20 protein-coding genes are annotated in these 22,133 nt (G+C 62.7%); 13 read left to right on the top strand and 7 right to left on the bottom strand.

The features are described from left to right. Positions 1 to 105 precede the first annotated feature (105 nt). The 4 genes from AB4074_RS14440 to AB4074_RS14455 all read right to left on the bottom strand — a co-directional run bounded on the left by AB4074_RS14440 (position 106) and on the right by AB4074_RS14455 (position 3,822). Complete coding sequence (locus AB4074_RS14440) at positions 106 to 837, bottom strand: maleylpyruvate isomerase family mycothiol-dependent enzyme (protein ID WP_441413988.1); 732 nt, start codon at positions 835 to 837, stop codon at positions 106 to 108. Then, the gene (locus AB4074_RS14445; RefSeq protein WP_441413989.1) at positions 837 to 1,667 is read right to left on the bottom strand and encodes a fumarylacetoacetate hydrolase family protein; all 831 of its coding nucleotides are present in this window, start codon (positions 1,665 to 1,667) and stop codon (positions 837 to 839) included. The genes AB4074_RS14440 and AB4074_RS14445 overlap by 1 nt, the downstream gene beginning before the upstream one ends. Next, the gene (locus tag AB4074_RS14450) at positions 1,664 to 2,794 is read right to left on the bottom strand and encodes a cupin domain-containing protein (RefSeq protein ID WP_441413990.1); all 1,131 of its coding nucleotides are present in this window, start codon (positions 2,792 to 2,794) and stop codon (positions 1,664 to 1,666) included. The genes AB4074_RS14445 and AB4074_RS14450 overlap by 4 nt, the downstream gene beginning before the upstream one ends. A 227-nt stretch (positions 2,795 to 3,021) precedes the next feature. Further along, a complete protein-coding gene (locus tag AB4074_RS14455) occupies positions 3,022 to 3,822 on the bottom strand; it encodes an IclR family transcriptional regulator (protein WP_441413991.1) in 801 nt (266 codons plus the stop codon). 47 nt (positions 3,823 to 3,869) lie between these two features. Here AB4074_RS14455 and AB4074_RS14460 point away from each other — a divergent pair, with 47 nt between their 5' ends. From AB4074_RS14460 to AB4074_RS14475, 4 genes are all read left to right on the top strand, one after another. Continuing rightward, positions 3,870 to 5,210 (top strand): MFS transporter, encoded by a 1,341-nt coding sequence (locus tag AB4074_RS14460; protein WP_441413992.1) that lies wholly within the window; start codon positions 3,870 to 3,872, stop codon positions 5,208 to 5,210. Next, on the top strand, positions 5,203 to 6,474 hold the full coding sequence (locus AB4074_RS14465) for an FAD-dependent oxidoreductase (protein ID WP_441413993.1): 1,272 nt from the start codon (positions 5,203 to 5,205) through the stop codon (positions 6,472 to 6,474). The genes AB4074_RS14460 and AB4074_RS14465 overlap by 8 nt, the downstream gene beginning before the upstream one ends. 109 nt (positions 6,475 to 6,583) lie before the next feature. Then, positions 6,584 to 8,020, top strand: coding sequence for a flotillin family protein (locus tag AB4074_RS14470; protein ID WP_441413994.1), 1,437 nt, complete (start codon positions 6,584 to 6,586; stop codon positions 8,018 to 8,020). A gap of 8 nt (positions 8,021 to 8,028) precedes the next feature. Beyond that, positions 8,029 to 8,271, top strand: a complete 243-nt coding sequence (locus AB4074_RS14475; RefSeq protein WP_284991741.1) for a hypothetical protein — start codon at positions 8,029 to 8,031, stop codon at positions 8,269 to 8,271. A gap of 56 nt (positions 8,272 to 8,327) precedes the next feature. On the opposite strand, the gene AB4074_RS14480 is transcribed toward AB4074_RS14475, so the two are convergent. Next, a complete protein-coding gene (locus AB4074_RS14480) occupies positions 8,328 to 10,220 on the bottom strand; it encodes a polysaccharide deacetylase family protein (protein ID WP_441413995.1) in 1,893 nt (630 codons plus the stop codon). Positions 10,221 to 10,592: 372 nt separating this feature from the next. Between AB4074_RS14480 and AB4074_RS14485 the strand changes: the two genes are divergently transcribed. The 8 genes from AB4074_RS14485 to AB4074_RS14520 all read left to right on the top strand — a co-directional run bounded on the left by AB4074_RS14485 (position 10,593) and on the right by AB4074_RS14520 (position 17,600). Next, on the top strand, positions 10,593 to 11,846 hold the full coding sequence (locus AB4074_RS14485; protein WP_441413996.1) for a glycosyltransferase family 4 protein: 1,254 nt from the start codon (positions 10,593 to 10,595) through the stop codon (positions 11,844 to 11,846). Beyond that, positions 11,843 to 13,282, top strand: a complete 1,440-nt coding sequence (locus AB4074_RS14490) for a UDP-glucose dehydrogenase family protein (protein ID WP_441413997.1) — start codon at positions 11,843 to 11,845, stop codon at positions 13,280 to 13,282. The genes AB4074_RS14485 and AB4074_RS14490 overlap by 4 nt, the downstream gene beginning before the upstream one ends. 291 nt (positions 13,283 to 13,573) lie before the next feature. Beyond that, positions 13,574 to 13,840, top strand: a complete 267-nt coding sequence (locus AB4074_RS14495; protein ID WP_345449998.1) for an uberolysin/carnocyclin family circular bacteriocin — start codon at positions 13,574 to 13,576, stop codon at positions 13,838 to 13,840. Between the two features lie 4 nt (positions 13,841 to 13,844). Then, positions 13,845 to 14,405, top strand: coding sequence for a stage II sporulation protein M (locus tag AB4074_RS14500; RefSeq protein ID WP_441413998.1), 561 nt, complete (start codon positions 13,845 to 13,847; stop codon positions 14,403 to 14,405). Positions 14,406 to 14,415: 10 nt separating this feature from the next. Then, positions 14,416 to 15,024: a hypothetical protein gene (locus AB4074_RS14505; RefSeq protein ID WP_441413999.1), complete on the top strand. Its 609-nt coding sequence runs from the start codon at positions 14,416 to 14,418 to the stop codon at positions 15,022 to 15,024. Between the two features lie 36 nt (positions 15,025 to 15,060). Beyond that, on the top strand, positions 15,061 to 15,468 hold the full coding sequence (locus AB4074_RS14510; RefSeq protein WP_441414000.1) for a hypothetical protein: 408 nt from the start codon (positions 15,061 to 15,063) through the stop codon (positions 15,466 to 15,468). A gap of 6 nt (positions 15,469 to 15,474) precedes the next feature. Beyond that, the gene (locus tag AB4074_RS14515) at positions 15,475 to 17,004 is read left to right on the top strand and encodes a hypothetical protein (protein WP_441414001.1); all 1,530 of its coding nucleotides are present in this window, start codon (positions 15,475 to 15,477) and stop codon (positions 17,002 to 17,004) included. Next, positions 16,956 to 17,600: an ABC transporter ATP-binding protein gene (locus AB4074_RS14520; RefSeq protein WP_441414002.1), complete on the top strand. Its 645-nt coding sequence runs from the start codon at positions 16,956 to 16,958 to the stop codon at positions 17,598 to 17,600. Before AB4074_RS14515 ends, AB4074_RS14520 begins: the two co-directional genes overlap by 49 nt. A gap of 20 nt (positions 17,601 to 17,620) precedes the next feature. On the opposite strand, the gene AB4074_RS14525 is transcribed toward AB4074_RS14520, so the two are convergent. Continuing rightward, on the bottom strand, positions 17,621 to 19,963 hold the full coding sequence (locus tag AB4074_RS14525; protein ID WP_441414003.1) for a LuxR C-terminal-related transcriptional regulator: 2,343 nt from the start codon (positions 19,961 to 19,963) through the stop codon (positions 17,621 to 17,623). Between the two features lie 1,104 nt (positions 19,964 to 21,067). Here AB4074_RS14525 and AB4074_RS14530 point away from each other — a divergent pair. Then, positions 21,068 to 21,499 carry an excalibur calcium-binding domain-containing protein gene (locus tag AB4074_RS14530; protein ID WP_441414004.1) on the top strand — a complete coding sequence of 144 codons (432 nt, stop codon included), beginning with the start codon at positions 21,068 to 21,070 and terminating at the stop codon, positions 21,497 to 21,499. 329 nt (positions 21,500 to 21,828) lie between these two features. Here the strand turns inward: AB4074_RS14530 and cspE are convergent, their stop codons facing one another. Beyond that, positions 21,829 to 22,032, bottom strand: a complete 204-nt coding sequence (gene cspE / locus AB4074_RS14535; protein WP_028266315.1) for a transcription antiterminator/RNA stability regulator CspE — start codon at positions 22,030 to 22,032, stop codon at positions 21,829 to 21,831. Positions 22,033 to 22,133 lie beyond the last annotated feature (101 nt).

Here is a 22,133-nt window from a genome sequence, read left to right on the forward strand (position 1 = left end):
TGGGTAGGATCTACAGCCAAATCTGAATAGTCATACAAGCGGTTGGTGCAGTTCCTGCGGTGAAGAAGCCGGGGGCTGTGCCAACCTTCTTTGTGCCCGACGCCGTCAGATCCACTTGGGTGCCGCCGGCACCGGCCCAGCACCCCCAGCCACCCCGCCGGTCCCGCGCCCGGTGGCCCATTGCACGACGCCGGCAAGAGGCCCGGTGATCACGACGGCGGCGTCCGGATCGCCGAACGTGAGGTCTGTGCGGGCGACTCTGACCAACAACCCGTCATCGGTGCCCCGGGTTGCCCAAGCGGAGGTGATGTCGCGCAGCAGCCGCTCCAGGACCGGGGCCGGGATGTCGCCGAAGGATGCCCCGTTGTCGAGGTCGACGGCGTGCACCCAGACTTCGCGGGTGCGCATCCAAACCGTTTCCGACGCCGGGACGGTGCGGCCCTGCGCCGTGCGCACCGTGTGGTGCCAGGCGTCCTCGGGAAGATCCCGCCATTCCACGCTCAAGTGCACGGCCGAATGATCGAAGAGGTTCCGCAACGCGATGGGAGACAGGGTGGCACCGAAGTTGATCTCCTCATCCCGCGCGGCAACAGAGGGATACATCGGAGTCTCCACGCCGGACGAGGCCCACTCCACTAAGCGGGCGATGGCCCGGGCGTTATAGCCGACGTGTGCAACAACGTGACGGCGGCTCCAGCCGGGAAGCAGCGAATCGCCGTCGAGCTCGGCGTCGGAGAGTTCGTTGAGCTTGCGGGCGAAGAATGCGGTCCCCCGCCGCGCCTGCAGGAGCTGTTCCTGCAGGCCCGGATCGGTGGTGAGGTCCTGGCGGGCGACCATCAGGCTTCCTTGACCACGCGGTTGTTCAGCTGGCCCAGGCCCTCGATGGTGGTGACCAGGAGCTGGCCTTCCTGCAGGTAACGCTTCGGGTCCTGGGCATGGCCCACACCGCCGGGCGTGCCGGTCGCGATGACGTCCCCAGGGTTCAGCGTGATGATGGTCGAGATGTAGGACACGAGGAATTCCGGGGTGAACACGAGGTCCCCGGTGGGGGTGCTCTGCTGGATCTCGCCGTCCACCGCGGAGGTCATCAGCGGCCCGGCCTTGAACTCGTCCTTGGTGACAAGGGCCGGCCCGAACGGCGTGGACTTCTCCCAGGTCTTTCCCTGCAGCCACTGGACGGTACGGAACTGGTAGTCGCGCATGCTGATGTCGTTCAGCACCGAGTACCCGGCGATGTGATCAGCCGCGTCGGCTTCGCTGATGCGGCGCCCCTTCTTTCCGATCACGACGGCGAGCTCGGCCTCCCAGTCAACCGAGTCCGATTCCTGCGGCAACGCCAGATCGTCGTTGGGACCAATCAGCGATTCCTGGTACGTCGCGAACAAGGTGGGGTACTCGGGGATGTCCCGGCCCATCTCTTTGATGTGGTTGCGGTAGTTGTGCCCGACGCAGATGATTTTCCCCGGTGAGGGCACGACGGCGGCGAGGTCGGCGCCGTCGTACGCGTGCGTTGTGCCGTTGGCCGCCTCCGCGATGGCCGCCCAGGCGGGGTCCTGCAGGAGGGCGCCCACGTCGGAGAACCCGTCGATCCCTGTCAGGGTGTCGCCGTCCTGGCGGACGGCCACGGTACCTTTGCCGGCGCCGGTGCGGAGGGTGAGGAGTCTCATTTGTTGCGTCCTTCGATGTACGTGCGGTTGAAATTCAGTCGTTCAAAAATGGGGGCATCGCTGAAGCGGAACAGATCGAACTCGCTCTCGGCTTCGAGGAACCACAGAGCCCAGGACGGGACCACGAACAGGTCGCCCTTCTCCAGGACCTTGGACTCCCCGTTCAGTACCACGGTGCCGCGGCCTTCGAAGACCTGCCAGACGCTGGAGCCGACTTCGCGCAAGGCCTCGGTGGAAGCGCCGGCCCGCAGGCGGTGGAATTCCGCGCGGATAGTCGGCATGACGTCCCCTCCGGTGGTCGGGTTGGTGTAGCGCACGGCGGCGTGGCCCTGGGACACCGTGGCGGGGTGGCCTTCATCTTCGAGGAGCAACTGCTCGCGCAGGGCGGCGTCGGTGTGCTCCCAGCGGTAGGCCGCGATGGGTGAGTTGGTGGTGTCATCCAGCCCGGACAGCGGACGGAGGCCCGGGTGGGCCCAGAGCCGCTCGGAGCGCGAAACGTCAGGGGTGGCCTCGTCGGTGACGCGTTCGGTGCCGAATTCGAAGAACCCGGCGTCCGCGTAGTGCACGAACGGGATGTCCAGTCCGTCGATCCACGCCATCGGCTGGTCCGTGTCGTTGTGGTGGCCGTGGAAGTTCCATCCCGGAGTCAGCAGGAAATCGCCGCGGCGCATCGCCACCGGGTCCCCATTGACAACAGTCCAGACGCCTTCGCCCTCGACGACGAAACGGAAGGCGTTCTGCGAGTGGCGGTGCTCCGGGGCTGTTTCATGCGCGCCCAGATACTGGATGGCCGCCCACAACGTCGGCGTCGCATACGGCGTGCCGGCAAGGCCCGGGTTGGCCAAAGCGATGGCACGGCGTTCTCCGCCACGGCCCACGGGCACGAGGTCCCCGGCACGGGCGGCCAACGGATAGAGCTCGTTCCAGCGCCACACATGGGGCACGGCTTTCGGGGACGGCACCATCGGCATCAGGTCCGCGATCTCGGTCCAGAGCGGGATCAGGTTCCCGGCCTCGAAATCCTCATACAGCTGCTCCAGCTGCGCCGCCTCCTCGGGGGTCGGTTCCGGAATCGCGTGCGCTGCGGCAACTGATTCATGTGTCGTGCTCTCGGCGCTGATGGACACAGGGGCCTCCTCGAGGGGTACGGGAAAGTTTTGGCGTACTCCAGACCCTAGGGAGGTCCTCAAGTGATCTCCAGCATATTCTGCTAGCCAGAATCTGCTCGCCCAACTGTCCCCACCGCCACCCTCGCCTCGCAAGCTCGGCCAGGGAACCCTGGCGGCGTGGGCCCAAGCAGTGGATGTCGTTATGGGCGCTCAAAACGACAACAACTGCGAGTCAGTTGGGTGGGTTAAGGCTGGGACTCGGCCGGATTGGCTGCGATATCGATCTCCAATTGGCGCTGGGTTTCCCGCATGATGCCCACGAGTCCGCTGTCGAAGAGCCTGCGGAACCTTGCCACAGGAGTCGCGACGCTCAAGGCACCCACCGCAACGCCCCGTCCGTTGTGAAGGGCAACCCCCAGGGCGCTGATCCCTTCCTCGGTGCCTTCGAAATTCGCGGCGAATCCGTTGCTCCGGATCGTCTCGAGCTCGCGGAGGAAGCCCGGATATTCGGCGTCGGGAATGTTGTCCCCGCCGATCTCCGCATTGTGGCTGCGGAACAACTGCTCAATCATGGCGGGCTCCAGCTCGGCCAGCAGCGCCTTGCCTCCCGAGGCCTTGTTCGCGGGCAGGACGGTCCCCTGCCGGTCGCCTACCCGCAAGGCGTTGGTCCCCTCCACCGTGGCCAGGAACCTCACTTTGGTGCCCACCCGAACCATGAGATTGACGGTCTCGTTAATCCGACCACTCAGGAGTTCCATGTGCGGCTGCGCCACCGTACGCAGCAAACGGCTCCAACTGAGTCCCGCCGGGCCAACCCCCATGGCCGGCCCAGGCACGTAGCGGCGGGTCTCGTCCTGGACCGCGAACCCCCGGTAGACCAGCATGGCCAACAGCCGGTGGGCTGTGGAAGGGGCAACTCCCAGCTCCGCGGCGGCGTCCTTGAGCCGTAGGCTGCCGCCGTCGCGCAGGAGCTGAAGGAGGTGTAGGGCATTGTCCACGGCCTCAATGGAGTAGGCCGGTTTCTTGCGGGCTGGGAGATTCTGCACCACAGAATTCTATTGGGCTACGCAAACAACGGCTACACAGTGGTGGGATGAATCACACACCATCCGCTGCAGCGCCGGAGCGGACCCAACACGGCGTTCCCCACCTCCCCAAGGCCTCCACACGGTTCTCCAAGCGTTTCGCCGCCGCTGTGCTGGTCTGCTGGTTGCTGGTGGTTTTCGACGGCTATGACCTCATCGTCTACGGCACGGTGCAGTCGTCCCTCATCACCGACACAGGCTGGGGCCTCACCAAGGCCACGGCCGGCACGGTCGGTTCCATGGCGTTCCTGGGAATGATGATCGGAGCCATCTTCGCCGGCCGGATGTCCGACAGTTGGGGCCGCCGACGGACCATCATCGCGTGCGCCGCACTGTTTTCGCTCTTCACCATCCTGTGCGCCTTCGCACCGAACGCCTTCGTCTTCGGGGGTTTGCGCTTACTGGCCGGCATCGGCCTGGGCGGGCTTGTCCCCTCGGCAAATGCCTTGGTCGCGGAACTGGTCCCCGCCAAATGGCGGTCCACCATCGCCACGCTGATGATGTCCGGAGTTCCGATCGGCGGCTCGATTGCCGCGTTGGCAGGCATTCCGCTGATTCCCGCATTCGGCTGGCCAGTCATGTTCTTGGTGGCCGCAGTGGCCCTGCTCGTGGTGGTTCCCATGGGCATGCGCTTCCTCCCCGAAACACTCCCGGAGACGCTCCCGGAAACTCTCCCGGCCGCAAAAGATGCGAAGCAAGCAGTGGGCTTCAAGTCCCTGCTCCGGGCACCGTACCTCGGCATGAGTCTCCTGTTCGCGATCTCCACCCTCGTAACGCTCTTTGCCTGGTACGGCCTGGGCACCTGGCTGCCGAACCTGATGCAACTGGCTGGCTACAACCTCGGATCAGCCCTGACGTTCGCGCTGGCACTCAACCTCGGTGCCGTCGTCGGCTCGGTGGCCACCGCTTGGGCGGGAACCCGCTTCGGCCCGATCCCGACGGCGATCGCGGCAGCCGCCGTCGCCGCCGTCGCGCTGGCCGTACTGGTGGCGGGGCCGCCCGTGGGGCTTGTCTACGTCATGTTGGTGCTGGCCGGGGTGGGCACCCACGGAACCCAATGCCTCATCATCGCGGCAGTTGCCAGCCATTACCCGGCGCATCTGCGGGGCACGGCGCTCGGCTGGGCCCTCGGAGTCGGCCGCATTGGCGCAGTCGCCGCACCCCAGGTAGGCGGACTGCTGCTCGCGGCCGGGCTCGGCGTCAACTCGAACTTCCTCGCATTCGCCGGGGCCGCCGCCGTCGCGGCCATTCTGCTCGGCGCGATCGGCGCGAAGATCAAAACGGCCAAGATCAAGACCCCCGAAATCCAATCCAAGAACACCACCTCTGTAGGAGCCCGCAATGTTTGACCGCAAACCGTCCACTGAAGTCCTCGTCGTCGGCGGAGGGATGGCTGGCCTTGCCGGCGCCCTGGCCCTCCGCGCAAACGGCGCCGAGGTGACGTTGGTTGAGCGGGCCCCCGAATTCGGCGAGGTCGGGGCTGGACTGCAGATGGCCCCCAATGCCTCCCGCGTCCTGAAGCGCTGGGGCCTCCTCGAGAAGGCGTTGGAAATCGGCGTCCGGCCCAAGCACTTGGTGTTCCGCGACGCCCTGACCGGTGAGGAACTCACGCGTCAGACCCTCGGCGGCGAGTTCGAAGAGCGCTACGGCGCCCCGTACGTGGTGATCCACCGCAGCGACCTGCACCGGATCCTGTTGGAGGCCTGCCAGGATGCCGGTGTCCGCTTGGTGAACGACGTCGTCGTCGAGAGAGTCGAGACCGTGAACCACCGCGGCGTGGCGCACACCGCGAGCGCCGACGTTTACGAGGCCGACGTCGTGATCGGCGCGGACGGCCTCAAGTCCACGCTCCGCGCCGCCGTCGCGCAGGACGGGCCGGTGTCGTCGTCGTACGTCGCCTACCGCGGAACGGTGCCTATCACGCCTGAGACCCCGGCAACCGATCTCGAGGACGTCGTCGTCTACCTCGGACCGGACTGCCACCTCGTGCAATACCCGCTGCGCAAAGGCGAACTGCTCAACACGGTGGCTGTCTTCAAGTCGCCGTCGTTCGAGCGCGGCGAGGAGCAGTACGGCGGCGTCGACGAACTCGAGGCCGCTTACAAGGACTGCATTCCGGCAGTACAGCTGGCGCTCCGGAACCTGGCGACCGGCATCCGCTGGCCCATGTACGATCGCGATCCCATCGAGAACTGGACCGACGGCCGCCTGGTTCTGATGGGCGATGCCGCGCACCCCATGCTCCAGTACTTGGCACAGGGGGCCTGCCAGGCGCTTGAAGACGCCGCCGTCCTCCAGGACTCCACCGTCGGTTCCGTGTTTACCGACGACGGCGTGGACGCCGGTGCATGGGACCGCGCCATCGGCGACTTCAACTCGGCCCGCGCAGCGCGCACGGCCCGTGTCCAACGCACCGCGCGCGTCTGGGGAGAGTCGTGGCACGTTTCCGGCGTCGCGCGCATCTTGCGGAACCTGCTGTTCAAGAGCCGACAGGACGGCGACTTCCAGTACAACGACTGGCTCTACGGCCAAGAGGGCGACGGCGTCCCGGCTGTCCCAGCGGAAGGCACTTCAGGGGCGGGGACTGAATCGCTCGCGGGAACGCACGCCTAGGGGCATCCGTTGTGTCAATTGTAGGTAACCAAATTGCTGGACTCCTGGAGCAGACCAAAGCAGACTGACTACACGAGCCACTTGGGTGCTTGCCGTTGAAAGGACAGTCATGTTCGACCTCGTTGCGTATCTCCCCCTTCTTGTCACCGTATTGGGGGTAGTTGTCGCCGTTGCGGTCATTAGGCTTCTCATCAAATTGATGTGGAAGGTGGCTGAACCAAACGAGGCATTGATCATTTCCGGTCTGACTCGGGGAAGTTTGGACACCAGGGACGGAATGGATTTCAAAATCGTCACCGGGAAAGGCGCCTTGGTGGTCCCCGGGCTCCAAACCGTAAGGACTTTGTCCCTCACGCTGAATGAAACAGAACTCCAGGTCAACTGCGTGACCTCGCAAGGTATCCAGGTGATCGTGGAGGGCGTGGTTATTTACAAAATCGGTGACGCCGCACCTTTCATTGCGAATGCCGCGAGGAGGTTTCTCGGCCAGCAGCCCAAAATGCAAAGCCAGGTCTACAACGTTTTTGAGGGGCATTTGCGCTCGATCATTGGCAGCATGACCATGGAAGAGATCATCCGTGAGCGCGACAAACTTGCGTCGTTGGTCCGCAGCGCCAGCGGCATAGAGATGGAAAAGCTTGGCCTAGTGGTTGATTCCCTGCAGATCAAGGATCTCCAAGACCCCACGGGCTATATCCAAAACCTGGCCAAACCGCACATTGCACAGGTCAAAATGGAGGCCCGCATCGCTGAAGCCACCAGGAACCGCGAGGCCGCGGAGCGGGAAGCCGAGGCCGCCGCCCAGATCGCGGACGCCCAAAGCATCTCGGCGATCAAGCAGTCAGCGGCACAAGCCAATGCTGAAACGGCTAGGGCCAACGCCGCCCAGGCAGGACCGCTGGCCGACGCCACGGCGCGCCAGCAAGTGGTGGTTCAAGAAACCGAGGTGGCCAAGCTCGAGGCGGACCGTGAGGAGCAAAAGCTCCAGACGTCCATCCGAAAGCCTGCCGATGCCAAGGCGTACGCGCAGCGGACCGAGGCGGAAGCTCAAAAGGCCGCCGACATCAGCGCTTCCGAGGCGCGGGCACGGCGAACGGAACTCGAGGCCCAGGCGAACGCCCGCAAGGTGGAAGTCGAAGCCCAGGCCAACGCCACGGCGGCGGCCGCCATTGCGGGAGCTACGAAGATCACCGGCGAAGCCGAAGCGGCAGCCACCAAGGCCCGGGGTGACGCTGCAGCTTCCGCCATCAAGGCCAAATCCTTGGCGGAAGCGGACGGCATCAAGGCCCGTGCCGAGGCTCTCGGAACCAACCAAGAGGCCGTTATCTCCCAACAGCTCGCGGAGAACATGCCTGCGATCGTCGCAGCCGCGGCTGAACCCTTTGCCCACGTGGGTAACCTGACGGTCCTGAACGGCGGCGAGGGGCTCAACAGCATGGTGGGTGGGATCCTGTCCCAGGTGGGCAACTACCTGCCCTCGATCACAGCAGCGCTCAAGAACGGCAAGGAACCGCCGAAGCGGCCCACCAAAACCCCTGATGTGTAGGGACACCGATGCACAAAGAGGTTGATCGGAGCCTGACGGGCAAAATCGGTAGGGTCACGGGTCGTATCGGGCCAGGCACTGTGGGGGAAGTGATGCTGCCGTTCCACGGTGGCACAAGCGCATTCCACGCGCATCCATTCGACAAGAGCAGTGTTTTCAACGTGGGTGACGAGGTGCTTGTCATCTACTACGAGCCGCCCGGGACCGTATTCGTTGACGAGCTGCCGGACGTTCTGAAGGCTGCCAGATAAAACAACTGAGGGCGGCTAAGCAGCCGCCCTCAGTTGTCTCAGTGAATCTCGGTTGCTCAGCCCAGCGGCGGAGCTCCCACACTGTCGTACATCGCGTAGTCGTCGGTGGTGACCGATCCGTTGCTGAACAAGCTCAACCCGAAACTGATGGCAGTGGCCCCGGCGGGAAGTGCCGGCGTCGTGAAGCTTGCCTGTGTATAGGTAGTGGCGGTATTCAGCCACGGTCCTGAGGTCCAGTACACCCAGTTGTTCGTGGCGTCACGGTAATACAAAGCGAACTGTGTGACGGCTGTGGAGGTGTACCAAACACGCACCGAGTAGGTGTGTCCTGCGACAGCCGCAGGTGGACAGGTACTGGTGTCCATTGTGGGCAGCAGTTTCGCGTCACCACTGGAGTATCCCGTGATGGTGAGTTTCTCCGCTTTGGTACCGGTGTGCGCGGTAGCAACCGTGCTGAAGGTGGCGGTGTTCGTGCCGTATCCGCCGGCCTGCCAGCACTGCGGGAACGAGCCCGTACCGGCCGTTTCAAGGCTGGGGTTTTGTACCAGGTTGCCGCCGGCTGGTGGTGGCGGCGGTGGCGGTGGCGGTTTGCCGACGTCGAACATCTCGTAGTCATCGGTGGTGAGCGTGCCGTTGCTGAACAGGTTCAGCCCGAAGCTTATGCCGCTCGCGCCAGCAGGCAGTGGCGGCGTTGTCCACGTGGCCTTTTGAAAGGTTGCGGCCGCTGAGAACCAGGGGCTAGATGTCCAGTACTTCCACGAGCCCACGCCGATCCGGTAGTAGAGTTCGAACTGGGTGCTTGTGGTCGATTTATACCAGGCACCTATTGAATAGGAGTTCCCGGGTGTGGCTGTGGGTGAGCACCCGCCTAGGTCAAGGGTGGGCAGTAACTTAGCGTCGCCGTCGACATAGTTGGTGACCACGAGCTGTTCAGCGACTTTCCCTGTGTGTCCCGGTTTGACGGTGGAGAAGGCTGAAGTGTTGGTGCCATAGCCTGCTGCGGCCCAGCACTGCGGAGCCCCGTTGACCAAGGTTTCAAGGCTTGGGTTCTTGACCAGGTTGCCGGTACCCTCCGGTGGCGCCGGCGGTCCCGAGACAAGCGGCTTGACGGTTCCGCCAATCACTTGGGCCACCGTCTTGACCGTGGTGGTTGCGGGCCGGGACTTGAGCCACGTGGCGAACTGGTTGAACAGGGTCGGAGTGATGTTCAGCGGATCCGTGCTGGTAGCTGAAATGTGGTGGAAGGTGAGCTGGACCCACCCGCCTGCCGGCTCCGCCTGAGTGACGGACTTTTGGAGGTCCGCCAGGGTCCAAGTGTTGTCGACTTCATCCGGGGCCGCGGTGTTGTACGGGTTGGCCGGGGGGATGGTCTCCGCGAGCGGGCACCCCGCGCAGCTGAACCGCGTCTTGATGTCACCAAGATTGCGGGCGCTATTGAACCCACAGTTCTTGACTACGGTTTCGAGGGATGCGTTCTCGGCAGCGAACGGATACGCGAAGTCCGTGATCGTGAATCCAAGGTTTGTGAGGTTCACCCTGTCGTTGCAAATCTGGCGTGTTGCCTCATCCAGCGTCACTGTGGTCAGGTCCGGGTGGGTAACAGTGTGGCCGGCAATCTCATTGCCGTTCGCCACGAGGCCCTGCATGTCGCTCGTCGTCATGTAATTGGGGTTGTTGATGAATCCGGACGGCGTGAAGAAAGTACCCACCAGGCCCAGGCTCTGCATGGTCTGCGCGGCGTTGAGTTGGTCGGCATTTGCGTCGTCAAAGGTCAACGTGACGACGGTTGGATTAGCGGCTTGGGCCGCGGGTGCAGTGATGCCGGCGGTGACGCCGGTGAAAGCAAATACCACTACAACGGTGGAGAACCACGTAAACCATTTACCGGGGATCGTCCCCTTAAACATCCGGTGCTGGTCAAAATGGTCAGTACGGTTGAAGAGTTTCATAGGGTCTGGCTCGATTCTAGACAACGGCCTGGCCGGACATACGGGCGGCGCAGGGTGAATCACCCAACGCTGTTCAGCATGTGCGGGCGCGCCGCCCAGTCATCGCCCGCTTACCGAAATACCCCGGTGCCCGGGACAAGCCCCAGTCATGGCCACGAGGTTCACTACCGTTGTCACCGTAAATCGGGCCGATATTGGGGGATAAGAGTGACTTCTACCCGTCTTTCAGCTCCGTAATTGCCTAGAGTGGCGAATTTTCCGTCCCTACGGATCCTCCACTCGGGGAAACAACATCAATTTGTTAACCAAACCTTCCCCTCGCAGTCACGCCCATTCCCCCGCTTCGCCAACCGCCGCGCACACCGTGGAGGGGTGAGGATCGCTATCGTTGCCGAATCATTCCTGCCGCTCATGAACGGGGTCACGCACTCCATCCTGCGGGTGCTGGAGCATCTGCAAGAGCGAGGCGACGAAGTGATGGTGATTGCGCCATCGACGTCGGACACTGCTGTCTCGGACGTCGTGAACGGCGCTTTTGTCCATCGCCTCCCCTCCGTGCCCTTGGCCGGATACACAAATGTGCGGGTGGCGTTGGGCGGTGTGAGCCGGGTCAAGAGAATCCTTGCCGACTACGCACCGGACGTCGTCCACCTCGCATCCCCTTTCGTCCTCGGATGGCGGGCTGTGCAGGCTGCGCACCAGCTCGGCATCCCCACGGTTGCCATCTATCAAACCGAGGTCCCCAGCTACGCCGCCCGGTATGGCCTCCCCATGCTGGAGAACTGGGCATGGAACCGGGTAGACAACATTCATCTTCGTGCAGACCGGACGCTGGTCCCGTCCACGTTCGCGCTCAACCAGTTGCGCGGCCGCGGGATCCTCAGGGTGGGCATGTGGCGGCGCGGTGTGGATACCGCGCGGTTCTCCCCCACCAAGCGCTCGACGGCGTGGCGCGCCTCGGTGGCGCCCCACGGCGAGCGCATCATCGGCTACGTCGGCCGCCTCGCGATCGAGAAACAGGTGGAGGACCTTGCCGTGTTGGCGGATCTGCCGGGAACAAGGCTTGTCATTGTGGGCGACGGTCCACAACGCGCTGCCCTCGAAGCAGCATTGCCGAACGCCGTCTTCACCGGGTTCCTGGGAGGCGACGAATTGGCCCAAGTCGTGGCGGGGTTTGACCTCTTCGTTCATCCTGGCGAGTTCGAAACGTTTTGCCAGACGATCCAGGAGGCCATGGCGTCCGGTGTTCCCGTCGTGGCCACCGGCCGGGGCGGGCCCCTCGATCTCGTGGAAAACTCGCGTACCGGCTGGCTTTACGAGCCGGGAGACCTCGAACAGTTGCGCGGCTACGTGCAGGACCTGGTGGGCGACGACGCGAAGCGCCGTGCGTTCGGAACGGCGGCACTCGCTTCGGTCCAAGGACGGACGTGGCCGGTGCTGAGCGCCCAACTCGTCGAGCATTACGAGGCAGTGATCTCCGGTGAAGCGCTTGTGGAGCCGGCCACTACTCCCAGCCACCCGGTTCAGGCGGCCGAGTTTCAGGCAACCGCGTTTCAGGCGGCAGAGCTTCAGCCGGCCGAGCCTGCCACCATTTCCGTGACTTCCAGCAAAGGACTCCCAGCATGAAAATCTCCGTTGTAGGCTGCGGCTATCTTGGCGCAGTGCACGCCGCAACGCTCGCGTCGATGGGCCACACCGTGGTGGGCATCGACGTCGACGCCCAGAAGGTGGCCCACCTGAACAAGGGTTTCGCGCCCTTCCACGAACCCGGCCTTGATGAACTTCTCCGGGACGGCTTCGCTACTAAGCGGCTTACGTTCTCCACCGATTTCGCCGATGCCGCCGATGCCCAGACGCACTTCCTCTGCGTGGGCACCCCGCAGTCGAAGACCTCGGATACCGCGGACCTCTCCTACGTGATCGCAGCCACGAAGAGCATTCTCCCGCATCTGGCGAGGGGCGCCGCCGTCGTCGGCAAATCCACCGTTCCTGTCGGAACAGTGGACATGCTCCGCGGCATCCTTGCCCGTAGGCCCGATATCCTGCTCGGCTGGAACCCCGAATTCCTGCGCCAAGGCACGGCAGTGAAGGACTCCCTGGTACCGGATCGTTTGGTGTACGGCGTTCCGGGCGGCAAGGACTCCGCCGCCGGCACCCCGGTCACGGCTGCGCTCGACGCCGTCTACGAACCGCTGATTTCCGCCGGGATCCCGCGGCTGGTCTGCAACTTTGCCACCGCCGAGCTCATCAAGTCCGCCTCCAACGCGTACCTCGCTACGAAGCTCAGCTTCATCAACGCCATCGCCGAACTTTGCGACGCCTCGGGGGCGGACGTCACCGAGCTCAGTGAGGCGATGGGCCTGGATCCGCGCATCGGCAACCGGTACCTCCACGCCGGCCTGGGTTTCGGCGGCGGCTGCTTGCCGAAGGACATCCGCTCGTTCCGCGCACAGGCACAAGCACTGTCCGTGCCTTCCCTTGATGAGTGGATGGGGGTGGTCGACTCCATCAACCTGGGCCAGCGAGCCCGCGCCGTGGACGTCGCCCGTGAAATGTGCAAAGGCTTCCTGTCCGGCCGCACCGTCACCGTGCTGGGCGCGGCCTTCAAACCGGACACCGACGACATCCGTGACTCCCCCGCCCTGGACGTTGCACTCCAACTGGCGGCGGCCGGCGCCCACGTTACGGTGACCGATCCCAAGGCCATCAACAATGCGTGGATGCGCTACCCCCAACTCCGCTTCGAAGCGTCCACAACGCGCGCGCTCGAAGGCGCTGAGTTGGTGCTGCTGCTCACCGAATGGGACGAATACCGCGCCCTCTCACCCACCGCCGTCGGCTCGCTCGTACGACGCCGGATGGTCCTGGATGCGCGGAACGTCCTGGACGCTGGAGCATGGCAGGCGCAAGGCTGGACGGTTCGCGGGCTCGGAACCGGCTCTCAGTCTGAGCCTTCGGAGCCGATTGCTGACGTCAAGCCAGCTGTCCTTCCCGCCGAACCGGTCAACACACGGCCGTTCATTGTCGGTTCGCCGGCCAAGGCACCCTCGACGCGACGGTAGCTTTGCCGCGGCCACAAGCGGCTCCTGACCGTTCCAACGGCCGCGGGAGGCCCTCCGTGTTTTCCCCGAAATACACGTAGACGGGCCTCCGGGCACACGGAGATCCGGCTTGTTCACACTGAGAAACGGCCTTTGGCACACGGATTTTTCCGTTTTTTACACGTAGACGCCAATTTCACCGAGAGAATCTGAATCGTGGATGGCCTTCCTTTTGGAGGGGCACCACTATTCAAGGCCAGCGATACCCGTTGGCCGTTCTACTCGAGAAATGGGGTTGCAGTGGAATCAACAATGACGAAAAGGACCGGGCTTCAGGCTGCGGCAGCGGCGGCGCTGGCTGTGGTTGGCATCTTCGGTGCGAGCCTGGCCGTTTCATGGATCGCGGGGTCCCTCGGCATCTCTGCCGCGGCGGCGTCCCAGATCATGAACGCCATCGAGGTCGGAGGCTGGGCTCTCGTTGTCATCGGCACAATATTCGGGGCAGGAATCACTGGTGCCTTGATCGCAACGGCTCGAGGAATCCTCTTCCGCATCGGCCGGGCGCAAGCAGTCGCGTAAATCGATGCTTGCTAAGACAGCACACGTGCTTGGGGGCATCCCTGGATGGTTGCTCCCAAGCACGGGTCTGGCCATGGCAGCCATAGCCGTCTTCGGTTATTCGGCCGTGGACCTGTCCTGGATCCGGGACGCGAGGGACATGGGTGGGAGTCCTCTCTACAGCAAGGACTTCCTCCAGATCCTTGGGCGGAACCTCGGCGCGGCCTTGGTGCTCTATTCGGGGGTCGTGACCCTCGGGCTGACCACGCTCCTCGGAGCCGGAATCCTGGCGCTGTATGTCGGGGCGACGGTATCCCTCGGGGTGCACTCCGTCGGCGGTGCCGGCCTGGTTGCCGACGTGATTTGGTATGTCCCGTTCGAGTTCTTCGGCCTCGTGCTGGCGGCGACCGCCGGATTCCAGCCCGCCGCTGGCCTGGCTCGCAGGCTGCTGACGAAGAACGAGCCCGCAACCCTGAGATCTTTCATCGACGATATGGCCCGCTCCCTCGGCACCTTGCTCATTGCCATCGCCCTGATAGTCCTCGGTGCTGCCATCGAGGCCATCGTGATTCAACTAAGGACCTGAGGAGGAATTCATGACCAGCACGGAAGACGGCCGGGAGTCCGAAACCGTCATTAGCGTCGCTAAGGTCGGAAAGTTGCGGCCCGAGCCAACGGGAGGCAGGGAATGGGTCTCGACATCCCGCGGTCTGTGGATCGCGGGCTACATCCTGCTGATGGCTTTGGTGGCTCTGCGGCTTCCGCTGACCAGGAAGTACCTCAACGCGAACGTTCCGGCGGACGTGCGCTCGGAAATCGGGGACGATCGACTGCTGAGCCTCTCCATGACGGTGGGCACCGTTTTGTTCTTCCTTGTCTACGCCGTCATCATCGCTTTGTACTTCTCCCTCGCCGCGTTCCTGGACAAAAGAGTGATCCCGGGAAAATCGGTCATCGCGGGCCGCTTCAAAATCGGGTCCTTCTTTGTGATCGCCATTCTCGCCACGATCCCCGTGAACCTATTCAGCGTGGTCTTCGGTGTCATCCAACCGCGGGATGTGCCCGGATATTGGGCCTATTTCCCCTCGATGGCCGTACTTGCCCTGGCGATCTTCTACCGGCATTGGCGCGAGTTTTCCACAGGCAGGAAGATCCTCGTTGTGCTTTCGGCCATTGGTCTGGCAACAATAGTTGCCATCGGCTGACCTTCCTCAACCACCACCCACGGACAGAAATTCTCAATGACTACTCAGCTCTACAGCCTTCTTCTACGAATCGTGGGCCTCATGGTCGCTGCATTCTCCTGCATTTCCCTCGGCCTGATTTGGGCTTCTCCTGCCCCGGAAGGCCTCAAGAACATAGATCCCCTCGCCGTGAAGAACACGACCGTCGCCGTACTTCTCGTCCTCGGCGTGGCCGCACCCCTGATTGCGGCCTTCAGCCCGGCCGGGAAATGGCTACCGCTCAAGGCGGCCGTTTTCGCCGTCGCCGGTTTTGCGCACGCGGCGGCCCTCAGCCCGGTGATAGTTGTCCCATTCCAGGGAACGACGTCGGCCGTCGCCGCCGTCTGTGCGCTCGGACTCGCGGTCCTCACCATTGTGGCCTTCATGGACTCAGTCCAGAAGAAGAGTCCACGGAGCAAGTTCTAGGCGCTGATGGCGACCAAGGTCTCTCCCGTCGACGTCGAAGGCCAGGTTTCGAACGCCAGGATCCTTTCGGCGTCCGTCCGGCGGTCCGATTACCGAATCCTGCGGGACTTCCGGGCGTTCGAAATCGTCAATTCACTGCGTTTGCCTCTCACGCTGGATGGTTTCAGGGCCCTCGTGATCTTCGGATCGATAGCCTTGGTCCTTCTCGGAACAATGGTGTTCGCATCCACAATGTCCGTTCTCCGCGACGGCCCGCTCCGCGACGACACGGTCGCTGTGCTTAATTGGGGATTCCTCGCGATCCTCTACTGCGCCGTCGCCACGGTGCTCACCGAGGTAGTTTCAAGCCGACGGCTGGCAGTCTCCGGCACTCCGCACCTGGAGCTATTCCGGGCGATGGAACTTCCCCTGCCGCAGGTTGTGGTGAGATACGGCCTGGTCCCGACGCTCCGCCGCACAGGCATCCTTTGGTATTCGGCTGCGGTATTCCTGGTGGTCTTCTTCGAGGAATCGTCGAGCTACTCCGACGTCGTGGCCGCTTCGGTCTCCGTCATGGTCTTCGCCTCCTGTGCGTGCGTCTACTGTGTTCTCCATTTCGCTTCAACACCTGCGCGACGGATAGGGCTCCATTGGCGGTATTGCCTCTTGGCTCTCATCCTCGGGTTGTTGCTCGGAGCTGCCACTGGCTTTCTCCTGCCTCAGCTCTCCCGGATTGACGAACTCGCCGAGGACCCGTCGCGCTTCCGTCCAGCGTTGTATGTGCTCGCGGCGGCCGCGTCCGGGATATTGATCCTCCTCAGCGTCCGCGCTTGGCGCCGCCTCAGCTACCGCAGGATCTCCCTCGGCACCGAACGGGGCGGCAGCAAGCGAGCGGTGACAAGCTTCGGGCTATTCGTTGTCACTGATCTGTTGAGCAGCAAACAGGGCTCGGTGATCGCCACCATCGTCCTCGCCTGGACCGCCGTCGTTGGCATCCTCCTGGGAGCGAGGGGCATTCTCCCCCTGCCGTCTGCGCTCGGCTCCGGGGAGCTGCACAAATCCTTGGTTGGCATTGCCGTGCTCTTGAGCTTGGGCGTCACGGAACCGATGCTCTATCGGATCGGGCCCACTGCGAAGCTGCACCACTACCGCTTTGCGTGGGAGAACGGCTTCTCCGCCGCCGCGATCGTTGTCCGGCTCGTAGGGATTTACGTTATGGCTGGGGCGGCCATCGGTGGATTTGTTTTCCTAGGGGCGCTTCTCGCCCTGGACCTTCCGGCTCCTGGCGCTGTCCTCGCGGGCTTGATCGTCGCAGCGTCCGGGGTCGTCGCGGAATCACTCTCCCGTCCGCCGACCACCACTGACGGCACCAAATCCAACGATGTGATGGATGGACTCTTCACACTCCTCCTGATTTCTCCTTGCTCGCTCATCCTTGTCGTCAGCCCTGAGTTCAGCACCGTGCTGTTGTTGGGCTATTCCATCCTCTTGATCCTGGGAGCCGCCGTATGCCTGCGCCAACGTCTTTTGAGGCTTCGATCGAAATTGATTCTGTAACCGCCGGCTACCGGCAAGGCTCACCGGTCCTGGACGGACTCAGTCTCAGTCTGAACGAGCCGGGGCTCTACCGGGTGGCCGGCAGCAATGGCAGCGGGAAATCGACTCTTCTTGAGCTCATCAGCGGCTTCCTCCAACCTTGGGCCGGAAGCGTTCGTCTTTGCGGTATCGACGCCGGCTCTGCCGACGCGCGCCACGTACGGAGCGTCTGCCGCACGACGCCGGCGCTCTACCCCTCCATGACCGTTCACGATCATCTGGCTCTTGCGGCACGTAGCCGTCAGGTCGGCCCGGAAGCCGGGCTCGCCCGCCTGGTCAAGTATGGACTGGAGGACTGGGTGGAGCAACCCGTCTCCATGCTGTCGACGGGCAATATCCGGAAGCTCTGGCTGCTCATGTGCACTGTCGCCGATACCCCCGTGGTCGCCATCGATGAGCCTTTCAACGGTATGGACGTTCGAGGCATCGACGCCCTGATCGGCGAGCTCGGCGAGTGGGCACAGCACAAAGTAGTTGTCCTCATCTCCCACACAGTTCCGGAACAACTAACCGTTAGGCATTCCTTCGTCTTCAAGCAGGAAGGAGGAACGTTGTAGACCGAAGCCCTTTTGCCGGCTTACTCGGAAAGCCGCTTCTCACGGAAGGGAGCAGAATCCCGGACAAGGTCAAACAGGGCCGTGCGCGACGGGCTTCCTGTCTTGCGCAGCGCGTTGGAGATATGGCTTTCCACGGTCCTGATGCTGATTCCCAGGTACTCGGCGATCTCGGGGTTGGAGCGATGACCGGCCAGGGCTGCTATCTCGATTTCCCGAACAGTCAGGGGCGAGTAGCTTCCGGAACTAAACGCGATGGGCTCATCCGGCGACGGAAATCGTGTCGCGAACATGGAGTACGCCCGGTCCATCGCGGCCGCACCGATGGTGTTGTCTACGAACGCATACCGCTTGAAAGCACCGCGAAGCAGCATCCGTACCTGGTAGAAATCGGCGTCGGGCTCGTAATGCTCGAGCAGCACGCCCAGCATTTGGTAGTCGTCCTCCACCACCGCACCGGCAATTGCCAAAAGCTGATCATGGGAAGTGGACGGGGCATACTCTTTCAAGGTCTGCCGAAGGAGTTCGAGAACTTTGCGACCCGGGAGAAGGCACGTGAAGAACAGCGCGGAATAGATCGCCTCGAGCACATAGCCACGTTCGAGCTGCCGTTGAATGAGTTTCGCGGCTTTCCCGTCGAATACAGCCGGGATGAGCGGCCGCGCGGCGACGAGCTCGTAGACTCCTCTCGCGGTTCCGGGAAGCGGGCCGATGTCTTCAGCTTCGCGCCGCGCCTGGGTGGCAAGGGTCGCCGCAGGCAAGATCGCTGACGTCGCGGTCCTTAGCCCGGCGAGCCTGAGCATGGCGTCGTGGAGGGAAGCCACCAGGAAGCCTGGCCGCCCCATGGCAAAGACACTGCCCATGAGGTACTCGGCGTCGTCGAAATAGCCGCGGTAGATCAGGGCCTGGGCAGCCACATAGGTGTTGGAAACCATCCCGAATTGGTCCAGCTTGCGGCGGGCTTCCGTTCGCTGGTCAAGCGCAAAGACAATCGACTCCTCGGTTCGCCCCGAAGTGAACAAAGCCATTCCGCGGATGAATGGCTCGATTCCCGGAATGCCCCTTAGCCCGCCTGAAGTGTCGATGGCTTTGAGCGCGGCGGAAGGGTTGAATCGGTAGAGTTCCAGGATGCCTCGGATGCTGGATATGACACCGCTTTCTGGGTGACGATCATGGAGCTGCGCGAAGATTTCGTCGAGGTTCTCCGGCATTCGATCGTAGGACGCCACGAGGAATAGCTCCGCCGCTTCGGCCTCCGCGGACCATTTGGGACGTTCCTCCCCGAAGCTCCTGAGGGCGCCGGCTGCAGAATCCAGTCCTTTGCCTTTGTGGATCGCCCAAAGCGCTTTGGTAAATGCCAGGAACAGGAGATCGCACGATTCTCCTTCCGAGGTCAAGGTCTGGGCAAGCACACGCTCAATCCTCGATGCGTCAATAGGCGAGCCCCAGTAGACCTTCAGAAGGGCCACAGCATTCGATACCGATCTGTCGGCATTCCACAGCTCGTAGCGCTGGCGCTCCAGGACGGAAACTTGCTCATGAAAATGGCGGGCCGTGGCTGCGTCTGAGCTCCGTTCAAGGCGCAGCGCGGCCAGAACCCGCATCAGCGAATCAGCCGAGTTGACGTCAATGTGCGATTCCTGAGGCAAACCGCTGAGGGCTCGGGTGATTCGACTCTTCAGGACCCGCCTGCTTGTGAGAACCCTTTGACCGCGGAAGTAGTCGGCCAGGACCGGTGGCGTGATCGAAGCGCAGACCGTGTTGTGGAGATCTTCCATGACGGAAATGAGGCCGCGCTGTTCGAGCCTGTCGAGAACGTCGGAATGGACTACCTGCTGCAGTACATCGAGGGGCGTTGTCCCGGCGATGGCCATGGCCTGAAGGCCCGTGAGTTCGTCGGGTTCAAGCCCTTCGAGGAGGGATTCAACCGTGCCATGGAGGTGCTCGTTCCACAGGGTCTCGCCCGTCATATGCCATTGCCCACGGCGGAGGACAATCAAGCCACTGAGGGAAGCCGTTTCCGCGATGCGAACCACAAGCCGGGGGTTCCCTGCCGATTTCGTGAGGATCCGGGCAGTGGTGTCGGCGTCCGCAGGAGCTCCCAGAATGTCGGTGAGGAGTTCGTTCACCTGCTCGTATCGAAGCGGATTCAGGTGAACCCTGGCTTCCGGGCCGGGGCTGAGCACGGCAGGCTGAGCCACCGAGTAGATGGAAGACTCGCTCGTGGTGACGATCATGGGCCGTTTTGTCCGACGTCGGACGGCGTCCAGAACCGCCACGGTCTCTGTGTCGACGAACTCGAGGTCATCGACTACAAGCACACGCTCACCTGGCCTGGAGAGTCGGCTTGCCAGGGTGTCAGCCACACCGAGAACTCCCAATTGCCCAATTCGAATATCCAGACTCAGGCTATGTATTCCACCAAATGGTATTCCGCGATGTGAGCGGAGTCCCGAAATGGAGTAAACCGTTGCTCCGGTATTTTCCAGATCGGCGATGACTTTTTGCGCGACACTGGTGCGGCCGCTGCCAGGCGCGCCGACAATTCGAACCATCATTCCGCGAGCAACGTAGTCCAGCGTTCGCCGAACTTCTTGATCGAACACTCGCGATCCAACTTTCTCTGATGCGCTGATCCAGCACTCTCCGGTCCCTAGGCGGTGCGAGGTCCAGACGATTCAACTGTTTCCTGCCCAAAGCCGGGCGTTGGCAGGGGGACTCCCAAGCACTCCCACGGAACCCCCCCCCCGGGTGCGCTGACGAACCTCGTTCCAAGGGAAACCGTAGAGTCCGAAACCGCCGTCTAAGTGTGGTTTTGGCGAAACTCAGTGTGCGCGGGGAGGTGTCTACGTGTGCCGACGTGGGGTTTTGTTCCGCATCTCCGTGTGCGCCGATGAGAACTCAGTGTTCCCCTGGCGTCCAAGGAGGTGAGGCTTGGAGGTGGTTTCTCCATGGCTCTCCTGGTGTGGTCTCTTGCTTCCGACGCTACGGGGGTTTCGTGGCCGCCTCTAGATCGAACCTCGCGCATGTGGATATTTATTCGAATCTTCTTTTTCTAGATCGAACATAGTTTCTATCCTTGAGCCTGCGCCGCACTCTTGAGGCCTCAGTCAAGAGGCCTTCTCGTCTATGTGGACAACTTCTTCTTTTCTCGCATTTCAGATGCTAGGATCTGCTCACATTCGCGTCAAAAACTGAATCATTGGGGGCAATAAATGAATACTCGCGCGCCAAAAAACAACGGGGAAATAAAGCACGCGTCGCACGATTTTATGAAATCTCGCAAAGCCGGCTTCAAAGTCTTTGCCATCGCCACATCTATAGCAGCAGCACTCTCCCTTGCCGCCTGCGGCGGAGCCAGCCCAACAGCCTCCCACGCGGGCGCCACTCAATCGGCTTCAGCTTCTGCCTCGGTGACGCCCACCCCAACTCCGACAACAACGCCGACCGCACCAAAGTCAGTGTCCTGCGTGACGGAGAACGCAACAGAGAGCTATCCACCCAAGCAGTTCATTTGCACCAAGTCGGACACGGGAGCCCTCCTCTGGATGGAAAGCTCAGAGTCCAAGCGAGTGACGGATGCACGTGCGGCAGCAACCGCAGCGGCGGCGAAGGCGGCGGCAGACAAGGCTGCATCTGACAAAGCGGCTGCCGATGCCGCAGCAACTCAGGCAGCGGCCCAGGCAAAGGCTGACGCCGATGCTGCTGCAGTGAAGGCACAACAAGACCAAGCCCAGGCGAGGCAGGTACAGCCGGTCGCGCCGCCCGTGGCGCCGTCGTCCGTCTACTACGCGAACTGTACGGCCGCCCGGGCCGCTGGCGCCGCACCGATCTATCGGGGGCAGCCAGGATACCGGCCTGCGTTGGATAGGGATGGCGACGGCATTGCCTGCGAGAAATAGCCGTCGGATTCTGCTGGATCACTCTCTTCGCCGAAGTTGCCGGTCCCGTGATTCCGCGGGCACGGAATGTGTCCATTCGAATGATTGAGCAGAATCCGGCATCCGAGCGAAGACGATCCGGGGACGGACAAGACCAAGCCCAGGGCCGAGCGCTACAGCAAAAGCTGGGCGGCACGCAGAATCCCTGCCGACACCTGTATCCAGGTGTCGGCAGGGATCTAGCGCATCCCCGGGTAATTTGCGCGTCGCGAAGTAGTCACTCAACCCAGAAATCGGCATAAAAAAGCAGGGCCGGTCATTGACCGGCCCTGCTTTTTGAAATCCGAAGCTTAGAGAGCCTGGATGTTTACTGCCTGGGGACCCTTGGGGCCCTGCTCGACGTCGAAGGAAACCTTCTGGTTCTCTTCGAGGGAGCGGTAGCCGCCCGAGTTGATTGCAGAGTAGTGAGCGAAAACGTCCTGGCTGCCATCTTCCGGGGAGATGAAGCCGAAGCCCTTTTCGGAGTTGAACCACTTGACGATACCTGTAGCCATTTTTTCAGTTTCCTTACTGAAGGTGGAGGTTGTCCCGACTGTCGGGCCTCCGGTGTGGGGTGTTCTCCACCGTTACTTCAGAAGGTCGCGGTTGATGAACC

Source organism: Arthrobacter sp. 2MCAF14 (genome assembly GCF_052115645.1).
Lineage (GTDB): Bacteria > Actinomycetota > Actinomycetes > Actinomycetales > Micrococcaceae > Arthrobacter.

What these genes read in the sequence shown, in the direction of transcription:
- AB4074_RS14440 (WP_441413988.1), bottom strand. Translation starts at nt 837, where the DNA reads ATGGTCGCCCGCCAGGACCTCACCACCGATCCGGGCCTGCAGGAACAG.
- AB4074_RS14445 (WP_441413989.1), bottom strand. Translation starts at nt 1,667, where the DNA reads ATGAGACTCCTCACCCTCCGCACCGGCGCCGGCAAAGGTACCGTGGCC.
- AB4074_RS14460 (WP_441413992.1), top strand. Translation starts at nt 3,870, where the DNA reads ATGAATCACACACCATCCGCTGCAGCGCCGGAGCGGACCCAACACGGC.
- AB4074_RS14465 (WP_441413993.1), top strand. Translation starts at nt 5,203, where the DNA reads ATGTTTGACCGCAAACCGTCCACTGAAGTCCTCGTCGTCGGCGGAGGG.
- AB4074_RS14470 (WP_441413994.1), top strand. Translation starts at nt 6,584, where the DNA reads ATGTTCGACCTCGTTGCGTATCTCCCCCTTCTTGTCACCGTATTGGGG.
- AB4074_RS14475 (WP_284991741.1), top strand. Translation starts at nt 8,029, where the DNA reads ATGCACAAAGAGGTTGATCGGAGCCTGACGGGCAAAATCGGTAGGGTC.
- AB4074_RS14480 (WP_441413995.1), bottom strand. Translation starts at nt 10,220, where the DNA reads ATGAAACTCTTCAACCGTACTGACCATTTTGACCAGCACCGGATGTTT.
- AB4074_RS14490 (WP_441413997.1), top strand. Translation starts at nt 11,843, where the DNA reads ATGAAAATCTCCGTTGTAGGCTGCGGCTATCTTGGCGCAGTGCACGCC.
- AB4074_RS14495 (WP_345449998.1), top strand. Translation starts at nt 13,574, where the DNA reads ATGACGAAAAGGACCGGGCTTCAGGCTGCGGCAGCGGCGGCGCTGGCT.
- AB4074_RS14500 (WP_441413998.1), top strand. Translation starts at nt 13,845, where the DNA reads ATGCTTGCTAAGACAGCACACGTGCTTGGGGGCATCCCTGGATGGTTG.
- AB4074_RS14505 (WP_441413999.1), top strand. Translation starts at nt 14,416, where the DNA reads ATGACCAGCACGGAAGACGGCCGGGAGTCCGAAACCGTCATTAGCGTC.
- AB4074_RS14510 (WP_441414000.1), top strand. Translation starts at nt 15,061, where the DNA reads ATGACTACTCAGCTCTACAGCCTTCTTCTACGAATCGTGGGCCTCATG.
- AB4074_RS14515 (WP_441414001.1), top strand. Translation starts at nt 15,475, where the DNA reads ATGGCGACCAAGGTCTCTCCCGTCGACGTCGAAGGCCAGGTTTCGAAC.
- AB4074_RS14520 (WP_441414002.1), top strand. Translation starts at nt 16,956, where the DNA reads ATGCCTGCGCCAACGTCTTTTGAGGCTTCGATCGAAATTGATTCTGTA.
- cspE (WP_028266315.1), bottom strand. Translation starts at nt 22,032, where the DNA reads ATGGCTACAGGTATCGTCAAGTGGTTCAACTCCGAAAAGGGCTTCGGC.